Genomic DNA, 15,557 nt, shown 5'->3' with positions numbered 1-15,557 from the left:
CGTAATACCCCAGATCCACCTCCACATCAGCCGCCGCACGCCCCAACGGAACCGCCACCAGCTCCCGCAACACCGACACGAAATCACCACCGCCACCCACACGAACGGCATCGGCGACGACATCGGCGGCGGGCCCGGCGGCGGCAGGAACGGACGCGGGCGCGGCGACGGCAACCGGCGCGGACACGGGCTCGGGCGCCTGGGCCTCGCGGACGTCGAGGGAGGACTGGGCCCGGACCCGCTTGGCCACGAACCGACCGACCTCGGCAACCTTGCGCCCGGTCTCGTCGTAGAACTCGACCACCAGCCGGATGAGTTCCTCGTCCCGGCGCACCGACTCGGCCGGGACCCGGACGAAGACGCGCTTGCCCAGCGGGCCCGACGCCCGGAACTCCTCGAACATCAGCGGCAGGTACAGCCCCGGGCCGTCGTCGTCGCCGTGCAGCATGCCGATGGCGATACCGCCGCCGAGCAGCCCGGCTTCGAACAGCGCGGGGTGGAAGAGGAACGCCTCGGTGGTGCCGTGGTACTCGGGGGCCAGCTCCAATTCGGCGATCCAGTCGCCGGACCGGTGGTGCACCTGACCGCTGATCTTCATCATGCCGGAGTGCTGGAGATCGTGCTCCCGGCACCAGCGGTAGATGTCGGTCACCGGGGTCGCACCGGTCACCCCGTCCAGCGGGAGCGCCAACCGCTCGGTGAAGGCGGCCGGTTCCCGTCGATGGGCGGCCACGACGGCGTGCAGGACGTCGGCCGCGTCCTGTTCGCGGCGGCTGCGGACCTCGATGCGCCAGCCGCCGCGCGGGGAGGGACGTCCCTCGATGGTGGTCCGTACGCGTTCACCCGGTGCAGCGACGAGGGGCGCGAGGATCGTGAGGTTGCGCAGCTCGACGTCCGGCATGGCGTGGCCGTGCCGGGCGAGGACCTGGAGCACCAGGTCCACGTAGCCGACTCCCGGCAGCAGCGGCCGCCCGTACACGACATGGCCGTGCAGCAGGGGGTTTTCGGACGTGACCGTGAAGGTCTCGGTGAACACGGGCGATTCGGATACGGCCATCGGTTTCCATCCCAGACGAGCGACGATCCGGCGAGGGGGCCCGGTCCAGGCCCAGCCGGAAGAATTCATTCCGGAGTACGTGAGAGAACTCCGTCATTCTGATCGCCAGGATCTCCGCGCAAAGAAGCGGAACATGATCAATCAACCCGTCCAGGGCATGCCTCAATGGCGCCGGAAGCGACAGCTGTCGACGGCGTCGATGAAGGCGAGGCGCCCTGCGGACACCTGGCGGATACGGGCGGCAGCCCGGCTGACCAGCCCTCCCGTAAGCGGAGGTGGCCCCGTTACAGTCCGCAGACTCTCAAATACAGTCCCCCCGCGCGCTCGTCCGGTACGTGGCCGGATCTGACCCCCGTTGCGCCTAGTTCCAGCCAAGGGAACTCCTCGTCAATTCACCTGACGAGATGGCAAGTTGGAGCCTAGGCGAGTGATCATCCCGACGCAATGAAATCCCGGGAAGATTGATCATTCCCAATGCGATTCCGGTGAGCAGCAGACCGTCCCGGTGCAGCCAGCGTCCCGAAAGGTGCGAGACCCTGCGACCGGCGGCCACCGGCCCCTCGGCCGTAAATCGCGCGGAAAAGCCGCCACCTGGGTCGATTTCGACCTCCGCGCCGTCGAACTCCAGCATGGTTCCGGCGAGCGGGTACCAGATCTTGTAGACGGACTCCTTACAGCTGAACAGCAATCGGTCCCACGGAACTTCAGGGTGTTGTTCGTCAAGTCGGGCGAGCATCGCGCGCTCCGAAGGCAATCCGATCATCTGCAACACCCCGCTCGGCAGCGGCTCACTGACCTCGGCGTCGATACCGAGGGCGTGCACCCTGCTGGACCGGGCCACCGCGGCGGCGCGGTAGCCCGGGCAGTGCGTCATGCTCCCGACCACTCCGGTCGGCCAGACCGGGGCCCGGCCGGCGCCCGGCACGAGGGGCACGGGCGGGATGCCGAGCTGCCCCAGCGCCGTCCGGGCGGACTTGCGCACCATCGCGAACTCCCGGCGGCGCTCGGGAACCGCTCCGCCGATCGCCGCGCGCTCCACGGCGAAGAGATCGGCCACGTCCTCGTCGACCGCGTCGATGGCGGCCACCTCAGCGGGAAGTATCTCCTCGATCACGAGCCTCCCCTTTCTTCACTTGTTGTCGTCGCACGGCCGGTGAAGCGGGGGTTCAGTCCCAGATCATGGAGTTCGTCCCGGCGGCGGGGGTCGTGGTGGTGACCGTGGTGGGGGCGGCGGAGGAGGCCGGATCCGCGGAGGCGCTCTGGGCCAGGAGGACCGGGGCGAGCAGCGCCGTGGCGAGGACCATGACCGTCTTGGCGGCGGCGGTCTGGGCGGCGGCGGTCGTGTGGCGGGACATGGAAGCTCCTTCGAGTAACGGGTGACAGCGACCCCGACTGCCATGCATGCCTGGCTGGCTGGTCGGGCTCTTGCTGTGCGGTTCTCTCGGGCGTCCCCGGCGATGTCTCCACTCTGGCCGGGCCGGAAGCGGCCCGGAAGGGCTACCCGCCTGCCGGAACCGGCAGCTGCCGTTTCCGGCCTGACCCGCACGTCGAAGGGGAATTCCGCGCCCCGTGACCGGAAACGCCGACGGGCCGACCCCCGCAAAGGGGTCGGCCCGTCGGTGCGTGCACAGGGGCGATTCCGCGTCGTCGCTCGTCGTTCCGCGTCGTTCCGCGTCGATCCGCGTCGTACCGCCCGGTGGTTCTTCCTTCCCTTCCCTTCCCCTCCCCTCCTTTCCCTTCCCTTCCCTTTCCGCCACGACAACGGGTGATTCCAGTCAATGTCCCTATTCGGACGCGCCCTTGTGGTGATCGCTCAGCGAGCTCGCACGGTCGGCAGCCAACCGTGCTGCACGGCGAGGGCCCCTGCCTGGAAGCGACTGCGGGCGCCCAGCCGTTCCATCATGTCGTTGGCCACCCGGCGCGCCGTGCGCGGCGATACGCCCAGCCGTTTGGCGATGGCATCGTCGGTCATCCCGCGATACAGGAAGGCCAGGACCTCGCGCTCCTGCGCGCTGAGCCCCGACTCGTCCCGCTTGTTCCCCTCCCCCAGGTCCGAGGCCGACGCCCACACGGTGTCGAACAGCGCGCACAGGGCGGTCAACGTGCCCTGTCCGGTGAGCACCACCGCGGAATGTCGGGCCTCTTCGGCATTGACGGGAATGAGCGCGGTCTCCCGGTCCACGATGACCATGCGCACCGGTAGGGACGGCGCCGTGCGCACGGCACCGCCCCGCTCCGCCAGCCACTCGGCGTAGGCCACGGTGGGCGCACTGTTGCGGACGCTGTCCAGGTAGACCGTCCGCATCCGCACCCCGCGGTCGAGCAGTTCGGCGTCCAACGGCCTGGCGGTGTCCAGACTCTCCTGCGTGTGGCCACCGTTGGGGGCGAAGGTCATCACCTCGGTCCGTACCCGGCGGGTGAGCAGCGCGAGCCGGTCGCGGATCTGCTCGATGTCATCGAGGTGCTCGACGCCCGGTTGCCGGGACGTCGAGCGCAGTTCGGAGAACTGGGCGATCAACTGGGCCGCCGCGGCGCGGGATTCCTCCATCCGCTGCCGCTGCGCCGCCAGGTCCGCCTGTTGCTTGGCCAGCAGCGCCTCCATGCCCAATTCGGGCTCGACGGCGCGCAGTCCGTTCTCCGCGGACGGGCGTACCAGCGATAATTCGTGCAACCTGTCCAGTGCGGTCCGGACCGCGTGCTCCGGTCGCCCCAGGTGCTCGGCTAACGCGCTCACCCCTTTACCGGGATGGAGCAGCATCGCACGGTAGACCTCTTCGGTCAGCGAATCTAATCCTAACAACCCCAGCAAGACGTCCCCCTCATCAGATTCAGATTGATCATGGCATGTAAGGGCCAGAACAGGTAATTGCCGGAACCGGCCAACTTCATCTCCTTGATACGGCCGGACGGACAGACGATGTTCGTTCTCATGCATCTCGTTCACTTACGCATGGCCCCCTTAGACGGCAGTCGGCAACTGCCCCGGGACACCGCGGCCCAGCTGATGGCGCGCGCTGACGCGGACGACGCCCTGGAACACGTCGCCGTCGCGATCCCCGACCCGCACCTGCCTCCCGTCATCGGCCTGTTCTTCTCCTGCGGCGCTCTCGCGGACGCCGAGACGGCGGCCCTGCGCCTGGCACTGCGCGCCCTGCGCTCACCCGCCTTCGCCGGTTTCGCCGTCCTGGAGTGCGGGGCGGCCCTGATGGAGCCCCCGACCGGCTCCGAGGCCGCACCGCTCGACGCGGAACCGGTCCAGACGGAACCGGTCCAGGCGGAACCCCAGCGGGCGGAACCGGACCGGCCCCAGCCGAAGTCCGACCCCACGGACCTCCATCTGCCGGACAGGAAACACATGTTGGGACCGGTTCGGGCCCAACACTCCCTGGAGCTGAAGAAGGCCTACCTCAACGGCGCGTCGATCCGCGAGCTGAGCGAGTCGACCGGCCGCTCGTACGGCTGGGTGCACCGGATGCTGGCCGAGGCCGGGGTCGCCTTCCGTCGACGGGGCGGCCCCTCCGGTCCCGCCGAGGGTTCCGCGGACCCGCACTGACCGGTTCCGCCCTGCACGGCCGACGAAGCGACGCACGCACAGACGCACGCAGAGACGAGGAACACCATGCCGATATCCGAAGCCAGCCCGGACACCGTCCTCGACGAGGAATTCCTGAATCGAGAATTCCGCTCCTTGGGCCTGCCCGAGGGAGCCGTCGTGATGGTGCACGCGTCGCTCTCCGCCTTCGGCCCGGTACGGCACGGGGCCCACGCGCTCGTACGGGCGCTGCGCAGGTGCGTCGGCCCGTCCGGCACCGTCGTCGCGCCCACCTTCACGCCCCAGGTCCGCGACCCGCATCCGCACACGCCGCCCCTTGAGAACGCGCGGGCGGACGAGGACCGGCGCCACGTGCCGTTCTTCCACGACGGGCTCCCCACCTCGATGGGAGCCGTGTCCAGTGCGGTGCTGGCGCTGCCCGAGCGCGTGCGCGGTCGCCATCCGCAGGTCTCGGTGGCGGCGGTCGGCCCGCTGGCCGCCGCGATCACCGCGGAGCAGCCGCTCCAGCACGCCTTCGGCCCGGACTCGCCCTTCGAGCGGATGTACGAGCTCGGGGCCCACATCCTGCTGCTCGGTGTCGGCCACAACCGCAATTCCTTCCTGCACCACGCCGAGTCGCGCGTGCCCTGGCACCGGACCCAGGTGCGCCGGTTCCCGTACGAGATCCAGCACGGGCGGGTCTGGGTGGAGACCCCCGACGTCGCCGAGGACAACGGCCGGTTCTTCTCGCTGCTGGGCGCCGAGGCCGAGGCGGCCGGCCTGGTCCGCAGCCGCACCGTGGGCTCCGCCCGCTGCCTGCTGATGGAGTCCGGCCGCTACACCGACTTCGCCGCGGCCCGGCTGGCCGAGCTGCTCGCCGAGGACGCCTGGGGGGCGGCCACGGAGCAGGAGGCGGTCCTGGCCCGCGCCGCCTGACGCCCGCTGGCACCCGTACGGCGCGACCGTTCGCGGCCGCGACCCCGGGAGGCCGTCCCGCCGCTTCCCCGCGCACCGCCTCCGGTCCGGGCTCATGTGGCGAGCGCGTAGGCCAGGAGCAGCGTGAGGGAGAGCGTCACGCACATGATGACCAGATGGCGCGTCGGGACCACGGGGCCCCGGTCCGACGTCGACGCCGCCCCGGCTCGGAGGTGAGCGCGCAGCGATCTCCCGCTGGGAAGCGCACCGATGGTGAAACCGACCCAGGTGAAGGAGTACATGACCACCATCTGCCGGGCGTTCCTCGGCACGGCTCCCACACCTCCCATCACCGTCATCAGAAGCAGGAACAAGAGGGAAGGACCGACCGCCTCGGCGGCCGATCCGCGCATCCCCGGGCAGCGCTGTACGCCGAAACACAGGACGCAGGTGGCGAGGACGGCCAGGGCCACAAGCCAGCCCACGGGGAGGCGCGCGAGGATGTCGGTTCCTTTCCGATTCCGAAAGCTTTGCGCCGAGACCATATGCACCGCATGGATGGGTCGACCAGTCGCCAATGGCCCAATACGTCAGGTCGATTGGCCGGGCCGCACACACGAATCGCGCATTCCGTCGACACCATCTCGGCGCGAATGCGGCCTTTCGGGGCGAATAGAGGATTCCGCAGCGCATGATTTCTCCCTCCGAATATGTCAAGTCGGCTGGAATGAAGTGGAGTTCCGGGATATCGACCGGAACCGATCGCGGTCGCCACCCGAGCACGCGCGAACGACAAGATCGTGGAGTTAGGGTGCCCGGTATGAACGCCACGACCCTGCGCGGTACCACGCTCCACCACGACGACTTCGGCCCGGCGACGGGCCTGCCGGTGCTCCTGGTGCACGGCCACCCCTTCGACCGCACCTTGTGGGCGCCCCAGGCCGCGGCACTGGGCGCGGCCGGCTACCGGGTCATCACCCCGGACCTGCGCGGCTACGGGCTCAGCGGGGTCACCCCGGGCAAGGTCTTCCTCTCCGACTTCGCCGACGACCTCGCCGCGCTGCTCGACCACCTGGGCATCGAGCGCGCGGTGGTCGGCGGCGTCTCCATGGGCGGTCAGATCGCCATGGAGTTCCACCACCGCCACCCGGGGCGGGTGCACGCCCTCGTCCTGTCCGACACCTCCGCGCCGGCCGAGACCGAGGACGGCAAGGAGTTCCGCAACCGCCTGGCGGACCGGCTCCTCGCCGAGGGCATGGGCGGATACGCGGACGAGGTGATCGACAAGATGCTCGCCGCGTACAACGTCGAAGCGATGCCGGACGTCGCCGCGCGCGTGCTGTCCATGATGCGCGCCACCAACCCCCGCGGCGCCGCCGCCGCCCTGCGCGGCCGGGCCGAACGCCGGGACTTCCGCGACACGTTGCCCGCCGTCCGGGAACCGGTGCTGATCGTCGTCGGGGCGGACGACGCGTACACCCCCGTCGCGGACGCCGAGGCGATCCGGCGCCTGGTCCCGCACGCGTCCCTGGCCGTCATCGAACGGGCGGGCCACCTGCCCGGCGCCGAACAGCCCGAGCGCTTCAATGCCGTCCTGCTCGACTTCCTCACCGCCCGACTGCCGGGACCGCGCCCGCAGGCGTCGCCGTCGTAGCCGTGCGGGCACGCCGCCGGGCCGCCCGCCTCAGGGATGCGGCCTGCGCAGGAGCGGAGGAGCGGGGTGCGAGAGGGGACTGGCCGCGGTGGGGTTCAGGCCGTCCAGGAGCAGGGTCACGTAGCGGCGCCAGCCGTCCTCGGTCGGATCCATCGTCCACAGCACGCTGACCAGCATGCTCATGATCCGCTTGAGGTCGTCGGGGACGAGGTCGCCGCGGATCACTCCGGCCTCCTGGCCCCGCACGACCAGCGGGTCGAGCGCGTCGAAGAAGCGCGCGCCCGTCTCCGCGGAGAAGACGCCCGCGTTCCGGGCGGCCGTCAGCACGTGGTACTCGTCGGCGGCCGACGTGAGGGCCGCCTCGATGACGACGCTGAGCCCGCGCCGCGGGTCCTCGTCGGCGAGGGCCCGGTCGATGGCGGGCCGGACGTCCTGGGTGAACTGCTGGTCGAGCACGGCTCTCAGCAGTGCGGCCTTGTCCGGGAAGCGGCGGAAGAGCGTCGCGATCCCCACGCCGGCCCGTCGCGCGATCTCGTCGAGCGGGGCGTCGGGGCCCAGCTCGGCGTACACGTCGCGGGCGGCCCGCACGATCTTCTCGACGTTGCGCACGGCGTCGGCGCGCAGCGGTCTGGGGGTCTCGGTCGACACGCCCTCGACCATACAACCGATAGTCGGCCATCAGATCTGGTTGACACGTCACGCGTCACGAACTGATAGTTGACTACTGATTGTGGTGTGCGCCGACCCCGTACCCACGCGCCGCCGGGCAGTCCCCTCCGTACCTCGCGGGTCCCGTGCCGTCCGGCCGGCCGGTCCTGCGCACACGCCCCGAGGACCCTCCATGCCACAACCGCCCACGCCTGCCCCGAACACCAGCAGGGTGATCGCCACGCTCGCGCTCGCGGGAGTCGCCGCGGCCGTCATGCAGACGCTGGTCACCCCGCTGCTCACCGACCTGCCGACCCTGCTCCACACCTCCCACTCCAACGCCGCCTGGGTCGTCACGGCCACCCTCCTGGTCGCCGGCGTGTGCGTCCCCATCAGCGGGCGCCTGGGCGACATGGTCGGCAAGCGCCGCATGCTGCTGGCCTGTTGCCTGCCCCTGATCATCGGCTCCGTGGTGTGCGCGCTGGCGAGCAGCGTCGTTCCGATGATCGTCGGACGCGGGCTGCAAGGCATAGGCATGGGCATGATCCCGCTCGGCATCGCCCTGCTTCGCGACGTCCTGCCCGCCGAGAAGCTCAGCTCCTCCATCGCCCTGGTGAGCGCCTCCATGGGCATCGGCGGCGGGATCGGCCTTCCGGTCTCCGCCGCGATCGCGCAGTACGCGAACTGGCGCTTCCTCTTCTGGGGCGCGGCCGCGCTCGCGGTCGTCGTGGCCGTCATGATCGTGGCCTTCGTACCGGAGGTGCCGGCCGCGGCCAAGGGCCAGCGCTTCGACGTCGTCGGCGCCCTGGGTCTGGCCGCGGGCCTGGTGTGCCTGCTGCTCTCCGTGTCCAAGGGGGCCGACTGGGGCTGGGGTTCGGCCACCACGCTGGGCCTGATCACGGCGGCCGTCGTGATCCTGGCCTCCTGGGGCTGGTTCGAGTGGCGCACCGGCGACCCGCTGGTGGACCTGCGCACCACCGTCCGCCCGCGCGTCCTGCTGACGAACCTCGCCTCCGTCCTCATCGGCTTCGGCATGTACGCCAGCATGCTCGTCGTGCCGCAGCTGTTGCAGTTCCCCGCGGCCACCGGATACGGCCTGGGCCAGTCCATGCTGGCCGCCGGGCTGTGGATGCTCCCCGGCGGGCTGATGATGATGGTCGTCTCCCCCCTCGGGGGCAGGCTCACCAACACCCGCGGCCCGAAGGTCACCCTCGTCAGCGGGGCGCTCGTACTGGCGTCGGGCTACGCCGTCGCGCTGCTGCTGGCCTCGACGGCGCCGGGCCTGATGGTCGCCGTGATGATCATGAACAGTGGTGTGGCCCTGGCCTACGGCGCCATGCCCGCCCTGATCATGAGCGCGGTGCCGCTGGCCGAGACCGGCGCCGCGAACGGCTTCAACGCCCTGATGCGGTCCCTGGGCACCTCCGTCGGCGCCGCCGTCGTCGGCGTCGTACTGGCCCGGCTGACCACCACCACCGGAGGCGTCACCTTCACCTCCGAGACCGGCTTCCGCACGGGCCTCGTCCTCGGCGGCGGCTTCGCCCTGCTGTCCGGCGCCGTGGCCGCCCTCATCCCCGCCCTCCGACCGGAACGCCCCGAACCGCACGACGCCTCGGACCCCGCGCCCGAATCCGCCCCCACCACCACGCACAGGTGACCCGCCACGGACATCCGTCGGACACCCCCTAGACTCCCCTGACCAGCGCAAGGAGCTGGTCACGCACACCGCTCGGCTTCCAGGAGACACCCGTGTTCAAGGTCAACGAGTACTTCGACGGGACGGTCAAGTCCATCGCCTTCCAGGGTGGGGAGGGCCCGGCGACCATCGGCGTCATGGCGCCGGGAGCATACGAGTTCGGCACCGCCAAGCGGGAGACCATGCACGTCGTCAGCGGCGCCCTGACGGTCAAGCTCCCCGGCTCCGACGCGTGGGAGACCTTCGAGTCCGGCTCGCACTTCGACGTCCCGGCCGACAGCACCTTCCACCTCCGGGTCGAGATCGACACGGCGTACCTCTGCGAGTACCGCGACTGACCCGGGCCGGGGAAACGACCTGCCGCACGCCGGGGGAAGTTCCGCTCCTGGCGCGATGATCGCAGCCGCTGACTCTTTTCGCCTCGGACGACGACGGCTGCGCAGGGCGGACGCCCGTACCCGACGGCTTCCGTTACGTCGTCCAACTCGACGGCAAGCTGGTGAAGTCGCAGGATCCCTACCTCACCGAGGACCAGCGGCAGCTGGTCGACACCGTGCTGGCCGCAGCCGCTTGAGCGGCCGGTCCTCGGCCGGCCGGTCGACCCTCGATCGGCCGGCCGCCCGGCCGCCCCGCCGCCTGCGCGCGGCCGCGGCCCCCGGTGTCAGGAGCTGATGAAGCGCGTGGCGCCCACGAACGGGCGGTTCGCGAGGGGCTCTTCCCGCACCTTCTCCCCGGTCTTGGGCGAGTTGATCATCATCGGCTCGCCCTGGGCGTTCCGGCCCACGTAGATGCCGATGTGGGTGACGCTGGACGTGCTGCTGCCGAAGCCCACCACATCGCCGGGCCGCAGGTCGTCCGGCGACGCGATCCGCTCGCCCACGGCCGAGCCGGCCGGCGCCGCGCCGCCGCCCGCGTCGAACTGCGGCTGGCTGTCGCGGGGGATCGTGATGCCGAGCGCGGAGTACACCTGGCTCGTCAGGCCCGAACAGTCGTAGCCGAAGCCGGCCGTGCCCGACCACAGGTAGTCCAGGCCGAGGAACTTGCGCGCCTCGGCGACCACGTCGTCGCCCGTCGCCCCCGACGTCGGGACCTTCCCGAGGTCGGCCCGCTTGAAGTAGATCGGGCTACCGTCGTTCGCCCGGGCCTGCACGACGAAGGGAGCACCCGGGACCGGCTGCACGGCGAACTCCGTGTTGAAGGAGTACTCGACGCCCCCCTTGGGCTTCGCCCCCGCCGCCAACGCCTGCCGAGAGCCGTAGCCCCAGGCCGTCGCACGGGTGACGCGCTCGGCGGTCGCGCCGGCCGGAGCCTTCTTCCGGACCTTCGTCAGCTGCCGGTCGGGCACCCAACCGGGGTAGCCGACCGCGTCCCGGGGCGTCGGCTGGCCGTGGACCACCACCTTGTCCCAGAGCACGCCGTCCTTGGTCATCGTGTCCACCACGGTGACCCGGCCCCCGTACAGGGCCTGCGTCTCCCCCGGGACGTCGCGGCGCAGGTTGATGTCGGGGGCCATCGCGGCGAACCAGCCCCGGATGTCGACCGGGTTGGTGAGCGCCTTCGCGTCCACCGTCCGGACCTTCTCGGGGCTCTCCCAGATCTGGGCGACGGACACGTCGACGTAGCAGGTCCTGGCGCCCTTGCAGGCGGCCGAAGCCGCCGAGGACGACGCCGGGGACGCCGATGACGGGGCGTCGATCGCGGACATCTGAGGTGCCAGGGGGACGAGGGCCATGACGGCGCCGACGGCAACGGGCAGCACGACTTTCGAGAGGGGCATACGACGATTGTCCTGCGCGAGCCGTCGTGGACCAGGGACCGATCAGCCGCCCATGCGGCTGATTCAGGCCACTGGGGTCGGGATCAGATGGTTCCGGCGGGAGCTGCTGCGGGGGCTCCGGCGGCGGCTGCGGACTCGGTGGGCAGACCGGCCTCCACCCAGTCCTGGATGCCCTCGCGGTACTTGCGCACATCGGTGTAGCCCAGGGCGGTCAGCCGGTCGGCGACCTGCCCGCTGTTCGGGCACGCCGGGTTGGAGCAGTAGGTGACGATCGGGGCGTCCAGGTCGGGGAGGAGGGTCGGAGCCAGGGCGTCGACGTCCGCCCGCACGAGCTCCACGGCGCCGGGCAGGTGCTGCTGGGCGTAGTACGTACCGCCCAAGGTGTCGAGGACGGTCACGGCGCCTGCGTCGATCGCCGAGGCCAGTTCGTCGCGGGTGATGAGTAGGGTCATGCCACTGCCTCCCAGAGAAGCGGACTATAGTCCTTTTACGAGTCGTGACAGTACCGGACCGTGGTCCGTTTATGCAATGCCATGGGAAGACCGAGAGAAGGAAGGACCGGACGTGACCGGAGCGATGGACCCGCCGCAGGTCTTGGAGATCCTGCGGACACCGCCGCCCAAGGAGCGCGCGGACGCGGCGCGCAACCGGGCCGCCGTACTGGAGGCGGCCGCCGGCCTGTTCGCCGAGCACGGCGTCGAGGCAGTGTCCATGGACCAGGTCGCCGCGGCCGCCGGCGTCGGCAAGGGCACGCTCTTCCGCCGCTTCGGCGACAAGGCGGGACTGGCCGCCGCGCTGCTCGATTCCCGCGAGCGGGTGCTCCAGGAGGCCGTGCTGCACGGGCCGCCTCCGCTCGGCCCGGGCGCCCCGGCCCCCGAACGCCTGGCCGCGTTCCTCGACGCCTACCTGGACTACCTCCTGGAGCACCTGCCCCTGGTGCGGATGTCGGAGACCGCCACTCCCGGCGCGCGGTACCGGATCGGTGCGTACCGCTTCTGGCACCGGCACGTGGCGATCCAGCTCGCCGGGGCGCCCGATCCCGATCATGCCGCACATGCGCTGCTCGCGGCCCTGGCCGCCGATCACGTCGCCGCGCTGCTCCCCGAACTCGGCGAGGAACGGCTGCGCGCCGGCCTGCTCCGCCTCGCCCGCGCGGCCGCGTGACGCACGGGCCGGCGCCGGCCCGGCCCTGAGCTCACGGGCACCGGCGCGGCCCGAAGGGTCAGCCGGCGGGGGTGCGTACCGCCGCGGGTCCGGCGCCGCGGCCGGCCGGGAGGCTCCGTGCCGAGCGCAACGGCGAGACGAGTAGGGAAAGGACGGCGAGGAGTTCGCCGAGGGCTCCGACCAACATCGCCGGGCGGGCGCCGCTGACGGACGCCCTGCGCGCCTGGTGGGAGGCTGCGGTCCGACCGTACTGGCCGCGGATCCGGGCCGTACTGGAGGCGGACATCGCGTACCGGACCTGGCGGCTCGCCGAAGCCGGCATCCACGAGGTGTTCCACCGGCTGCACCCCGCGCCGCGTCGGACCGGTGACCGGCTGGTGTCCGCGGACCTGCCCGCGGCGGGACTGGACCCGGGCGGTACGGGCCTGACGCTGGCGCCCAGCGCGTTCGCGGCGCGCCGCCACCTGCTGGCAGGACCCGGCCCCACCCCGCCGACCGCCGTCCACCCCTCACGGACGGTCGCCACCCTGTGGGAGCGCCACGCCGCGTCCGGGGACGGGCTGGCCCGGCTGCTGGGCCGCGGCCGGGCCCGGCTGCTGCTCACGTCCAGCTCACCGGCCACGACCACGCAGCTGGCCGCCCGGTGCGGCCTCGGCCTCGGCGCGGTGTCCCAGCACCTGCCGCGCCGCGCGACGCGGGCCTTCTCACCAGCCACCGCTACCGACGCGAGGTCCGCTACACGACGAGCGACCTCGGCACCGCCCTCCTGAACCGGGCATCCGACACCTGACCCACTCCGCCCCGACTCCGACTCCGACTTCTCGCCTCCCACTCCGACTCCGACTTCGGCGGGACCGGGATCACCCCGTCGTGCGGCGCAGGTGGGCGGCGGCCTCCCGGGTGAGGGCGTCGACCGGCCATGCGGCGAGGGTGCTCGACGCGGTGCGCCGCGTTTCGGGCGCCCCGCTGGTGAGCGCGTACCGCAGCAGGGGCCAGCCGTGTTCGGGGTGGCCCCGCAGCAGGTGCGCGAACAGCAGGAGGGCGTGGTCGTGTTCGGGGCCGGAAGTCGCGGCAAGACGGCGTTCGGCCAGGTCGAGGATGCGCGCGACGTGCTGGCGGCCGCAGTGGCGCAGCGCATGGGCCCAGGTCGGTTCGAGCAGGGACGGTCCGGTTTCCAGTCGTGCCAGGAGCGCGGCCGTCGGCGTCAGGCCCAGGACTTCGGCAGGTCGCAGCGCGAGGTGGAAGTCGGGTCGCCGGGGGTCGGCGAGGTGACCCAGGACGAGGGCGGCCCAACGGGGTGCGCGGAGCATGTCCTCGAAGCGTGCCGTCAGGTGCGCGATGTCGGCGGGTGTCCAAGGGAGTTCCTCGGGGGATGGCGGAAGAACAGGGTGATGCCGATCAGGCTCCGCAGCACGGTGAGCGTGGGCGGCCGGACCCGGACCAGGTCGGCGTAGCGGTGCAGCACGGGGACGGCGTGCGCGTAGTCGGCCAGCCCGGGTGCGGGACCCCCTTGGCCGTCGGCCATCGCGGCCAGGATGCTCCCGCCGCCGTCCAGGAGCGGAGTGTCGACGTGGGGGCGGCGCAGTGCTCCGTGCAGGTCACCCGTTGTCGCGGCGAGGTGGGCGAGGTACTCGACCGTGATGGTGTTGCGGAAGCCCTCGCGCAGCAACCACGCCCCGATCCGGGGATCGGTGGTCCCGCGCAGCGTCCGTACCGCCTGGACGCGTCCCCAACCCGCGACCCGCTGGGCGAGGGTGTGGACGGCAGCGTCTCCGTCGGTCTGGGAGCGGTGGAGCGCGACGGCTGCGTAGAGGGTGAGCTCGTCCAGGGCGCCGAGCAGGAGCAGCAGCTCCCGGTCGCGGGAGTCCCCGCCCAGGCCCAGGAGCACCAGGCCGATCTTGACCGGCGCCCGGTGGGTACCGCGCTCGGCCAATTGCCGTCCCAGTGCGCGCAGTCCGTCGGACGGGAGGCCGCGACGGCGGACCTCGGCGCCGAGCTCGTCGGCGACGTCGATCGGCGAACAGGTGACGAGCAGGTCGTGGAGGTCATGGAAGTCGCGCGGGCCCCTGCGCTCGTCTTCACCACGGCCGGACGCCGATGCCCGTAGCAGGTGGGTCAGGTGATCGGCGAGTTCGATACCGGTGGGGCGCAGCACACCGTCCCCGTCCGGGGTACGTCGTAGCAGTGCGTCTTCGCCACCGCCGACGAAGGCGAGGCGCGTGGCGTCCGGACGCGCATCGGGGAGCGGATCCCCGAAGCCGGGCCACGGACCGGGGCCGTAGCGCGCGCGAAGGATCCGCGCATGGTCGAAGAGGGTGGGTGCGGGATCCTCGCCGCCGCCGACGACGTCGTCGCGCGCCCACCAGGAGCCGGTCAACAGGCCGGGGGCCGCGGGCCCTTTCGTGTCGTCATGACGTGGATGGTGCCCAATACGGCCCGCCTTGGCAACCGAGCCCCCTCGGAGCCGCCCCTTTCGAAACACCGGGGCAGCTCCGAGGGCGCCGCTTCGCTACGGGCCCGCTACAGGCGCCCTGCGAGCGGGACGGGCCGTCACAGCATGCCGAGCAGGATCACCACCCCTCGGGCGATGACGGAAAAGGCGTCGATGATCCACTGGTCCATGCGATGGCTCCCACTGTTCTCGGAACTCCGGCTCCCCGCCGGTCACCACGGGGAAGGTGGCCGCGAACCGCGACCACTCCCTTAGATGATCTTGATGTGAACGGGCGCCCACAATTCCCCGAGAGTCGATTCGCCCGCGCGATGATGCGACACCCGGTGGTCCGTCCGATGCGACTTCCGGCCCGAACTCCGCACCCTTCGGGGAGTCCCTAGTGCTGTGGCCGGAAAGGTTTGCCGGGTCGCGGTGTCCGGTGCGGTGCATCGCAAGACGGAGGGCCACGACTCGTACTGGACGTACCGTCGTGGTCCGACAACGCAGGGGGCACCTCCCAGCGGTAGCTGGGGGAGAGGTGCCGTGCCGGGCGCCGCGACCCGGTGAACCTTTCCGGTCACAGCACTAGGCAGTGTCTGATGGCTCTTGCCCTGCATGGTGGATCTACCGCTGTTCCGGGCAGGAGTCGGTCATGGTGCGTCGGCATGAACTGACGAATG

17 protein-coding genes are annotated in these 15,557 nt (G+C 71.3%); 7 read left to right on the top strand and 10 right to left on the bottom strand.

All coding sequences use genetic code 11. From position 1 onward, the window contains the following. From ACIQWR_RS20895 to ACIQWR_RS20880, 4 genes are all read right to left on the bottom strand, one after another. Positions 1–1,057, bottom strand: a 1,057-nt coding sequence (locus ACIQWR_RS20895) for a polyketide synthase dehydratase domain-containing protein (RefSeq protein WP_404011516.1), incomplete at its 3' end; no start/stop codon positions are given. 361 nt (positions 1,058–1,418) lie between these two features. Further along, a complete protein-coding gene (locus ACIQWR_RS20890; RefSeq protein WP_404011513.1) occupies positions 1,419–2,171 on the bottom strand; it encodes a 4'-phosphopantetheinyl transferase in 753 nt (250 codons plus the stop codon). A gap of 52 nt (positions 2,172–2,223) precedes the next feature. After that, positions 2,224–2,412, bottom strand: a complete 189-nt coding sequence (locus ACIQWR_RS20885; RefSeq protein WP_404011510.1) for a hypothetical protein — start codon at positions 2,410–2,412, stop codon at positions 2,224–2,226. A 458-nt stretch (positions 2,413–2,870) separates the two neighbouring features. Then, positions 2,871–3,866 carry a LuxR C-terminal-related transcriptional regulator gene (locus tag ACIQWR_RS20880; protein WP_404012019.1) on the bottom strand — a complete coding sequence of 332 codons (996 nt, stop codon included), beginning with the start codon at positions 3,864–3,866 and terminating at the stop codon, positions 2,871–2,873. Positions 3,867–4,412: 546 nt separating this feature from the next. Between ACIQWR_RS20880 and ACIQWR_RS20875 the strand changes: the two genes are divergently transcribed. Next, complete coding sequence (locus ACIQWR_RS20875; RefSeq protein ID WP_404012017.1) at positions 4,413–4,610, top strand: helix-turn-helix domain-containing protein; 198 nt, start codon at positions 4,413–4,415, stop codon at positions 4,608–4,610. 66 nt (positions 4,611–4,676) lie between these two features. Further along, positions 4,677–5,525: an aminoglycoside N(3)-acetyltransferase gene (locus ACIQWR_RS20870; RefSeq protein WP_404011507.1), complete on the top strand. Its 849-nt coding sequence runs from the start codon at positions 4,677–4,679 to the stop codon at positions 5,523–5,525. Positions 5,526–5,617: 92 nt separating this feature from the next. On the opposite strand, the gene ACIQWR_RS20865 is transcribed toward ACIQWR_RS20870, so the two are convergent. Further along, on the bottom strand, positions 5,618–5,989 hold the full coding sequence (locus tag ACIQWR_RS20865) for a hypothetical protein (RefSeq protein ID WP_404011506.1): 372 nt from the start codon (positions 5,987–5,989) through the stop codon (positions 5,618–5,620). A 335-nt stretch (positions 5,990–6,324) separates the two neighbouring features. Between ACIQWR_RS20865 and ACIQWR_RS20860 the strand changes: the two genes are divergently transcribed. After that, on the top strand, positions 6,325–7,158 hold the full coding sequence (locus tag ACIQWR_RS20860; RefSeq protein WP_404011504.1) for an alpha/beta fold hydrolase: 834 nt from the start codon (positions 6,325–6,327) through the stop codon (positions 7,156–7,158). Between the two features lie 30 nt (positions 7,159–7,188). Here the strand turns inward: ACIQWR_RS20860 and ACIQWR_RS20855 are convergent, their stop codons facing one another. Further along, a complete protein-coding gene (locus tag ACIQWR_RS20855; RefSeq protein WP_404011501.1) occupies positions 7,189–7,806 on the bottom strand; it encodes a TetR/AcrR family transcriptional regulator in 618 nt (205 codons plus the stop codon). A gap of 193 nt (positions 7,807–7,999) precedes the next feature. Between ACIQWR_RS20855 and ACIQWR_RS20850 the strand changes: the two genes are divergently transcribed. Continuing rightward, the gene (locus ACIQWR_RS20850) at positions 8,000–9,463 is read left to right on the top strand and encodes an MFS transporter (protein WP_404011499.1); all 1,464 of its coding nucleotides are present in this window, start codon (positions 8,000–8,002) and stop codon (positions 9,461–9,463) included. Positions 9,464–9,555: 92 nt separating this feature from the next. Continuing rightward, on the top strand, positions 9,556–9,840 hold the full coding sequence (locus ACIQWR_RS20845; protein ID WP_404011497.1) for a pyrimidine/purine nucleoside phosphorylase: 285 nt from the start codon (positions 9,556–9,558) through the stop codon (positions 9,838–9,840). Positions 9,841–10,163: 323 nt separating this feature from the next. On the opposite strand, the gene ACIQWR_RS20840 is transcribed toward ACIQWR_RS20845, so the two are convergent. Continuing rightward, the gene (locus ACIQWR_RS20840) at positions 10,164–11,279 is read right to left on the bottom strand and encodes an NlpC/P60 family protein (protein ID WP_404011495.1); all 1,116 of its coding nucleotides are present in this window, start codon (positions 11,277–11,279) and stop codon (positions 10,164–10,166) included. Positions 11,280–11,362: 83 nt separating this feature from the next. Then, positions 11,363–11,731, bottom strand: a complete 369-nt coding sequence (locus ACIQWR_RS20835) for a rhodanese-like domain-containing protein (RefSeq protein WP_404011492.1) — start codon at positions 11,729–11,731, stop codon at positions 11,363–11,365. A gap of 112 nt (positions 11,732–11,843) precedes the next feature. On the opposite strand from ACIQWR_RS20835, the gene ACIQWR_RS20830 reads away from it, so the two are divergent. Both ACIQWR_RS20830 and ACIQWR_RS20825 read left to right on the top strand, forming a co-directional pair. After that, positions 11,844–12,443 carry a TetR/AcrR family transcriptional regulator gene (locus ACIQWR_RS20830; protein WP_404011489.1) on the top strand — a complete coding sequence of 200 codons (600 nt, stop codon included), beginning with the start codon at positions 11,844–11,846 and terminating at the stop codon, positions 12,441–12,443. A 71-nt stretch (positions 12,444–12,514) separates the two neighbouring features. Next, positions 12,515–13,213: a hypothetical protein gene (locus ACIQWR_RS20825; RefSeq protein WP_404011486.1), complete on the top strand. Its 699-nt coding sequence runs from the start codon at positions 12,515–12,517 to the stop codon at positions 13,211–13,213. Between the two features lie 90 nt (positions 13,214–13,303). Here the strand turns inward: ACIQWR_RS20825 and ACIQWR_RS20820 are convergent, their stop codons facing one another. After that, positions 13,304–13,753 carry a hypothetical protein gene (locus tag ACIQWR_RS20820; protein WP_404011483.1) on the bottom strand — a complete coding sequence of 150 codons (450 nt, stop codon included), beginning with the start codon at positions 13,751–13,753 and terminating at the stop codon, positions 13,304–13,306. Positions 13,754–13,770: 17 nt separating this feature from the next. After that, positions 13,771–14,820, bottom strand: a complete 1,050-nt coding sequence (locus tag ACIQWR_RS20815; RefSeq protein WP_404011480.1) for a hypothetical protein — start codon at positions 14,818–14,820, stop codon at positions 13,771–13,773. Positions 14,821–15,557 lie beyond the last annotated feature (737 nt).

The organism is Streptomyces sp. NPDC098789, assembly GCF_044759975.1.
Lineage (GTDB): Bacteria > Actinomycetota > Actinomycetes > Streptomycetales > Streptomycetaceae > Streptomyces.
This window is presented reverse-complemented; position numbering and strand designations above follow the sequence as displayed.

What these genes read in the sequence shown, in the direction of transcription:
- ACIQWR_RS20885 (WP_404011510.1), bottom strand. Translation starts at nt 2,412, where the DNA reads ATGTCCCGCCACACGACCGCCGCCGCCCAGACCGCCGCCGCCAAGACG.
- ACIQWR_RS20875 (WP_404012017.1), top strand. Translation starts at nt 4,413, where the DNA reads ATGTTGGGACCGGTTCGGGCCCAACACTCCCTGGAGCTGAAGAAGGCC.
- ACIQWR_RS20870 (WP_404011507.1), top strand. Translation starts at nt 4,677, where the DNA reads ATGCCGATATCCGAAGCCAGCCCGGACACCGTCCTCGACGAGGAATTC.
- ACIQWR_RS20860 (WP_404011504.1), top strand. Translation starts at nt 6,325, where the DNA reads ATGAACGCCACGACCCTGCGCGGTACCACGCTCCACCACGACGACTTC.
- ACIQWR_RS20850 (WP_404011499.1), top strand. Translation starts at nt 8,000, where the DNA reads ATGCCACAACCGCCCACGCCTGCCCCGAACACCAGCAGGGTGATCGCC.
- ACIQWR_RS20840 (WP_404011495.1), bottom strand. Translation starts at nt 11,279, where the DNA reads ATGCCCCTCTCGAAAGTCGTGCTGCCCGTTGCCGTCGGCGCCGTCATG.
- ACIQWR_RS20835 (WP_404011492.1), bottom strand. Translation starts at nt 11,731, where the DNA reads ATGACCCTACTCATCACCCGCGACGAACTGGCCTCGGCGATCGACGCA.
- ACIQWR_RS20820 (WP_404011483.1), bottom strand. Translation starts at nt 13,753, where the DNA reads ATGCTCCGCGCACCCCGTTGGGCCGCCCTCGTCCTGGGTCACCTCGCC.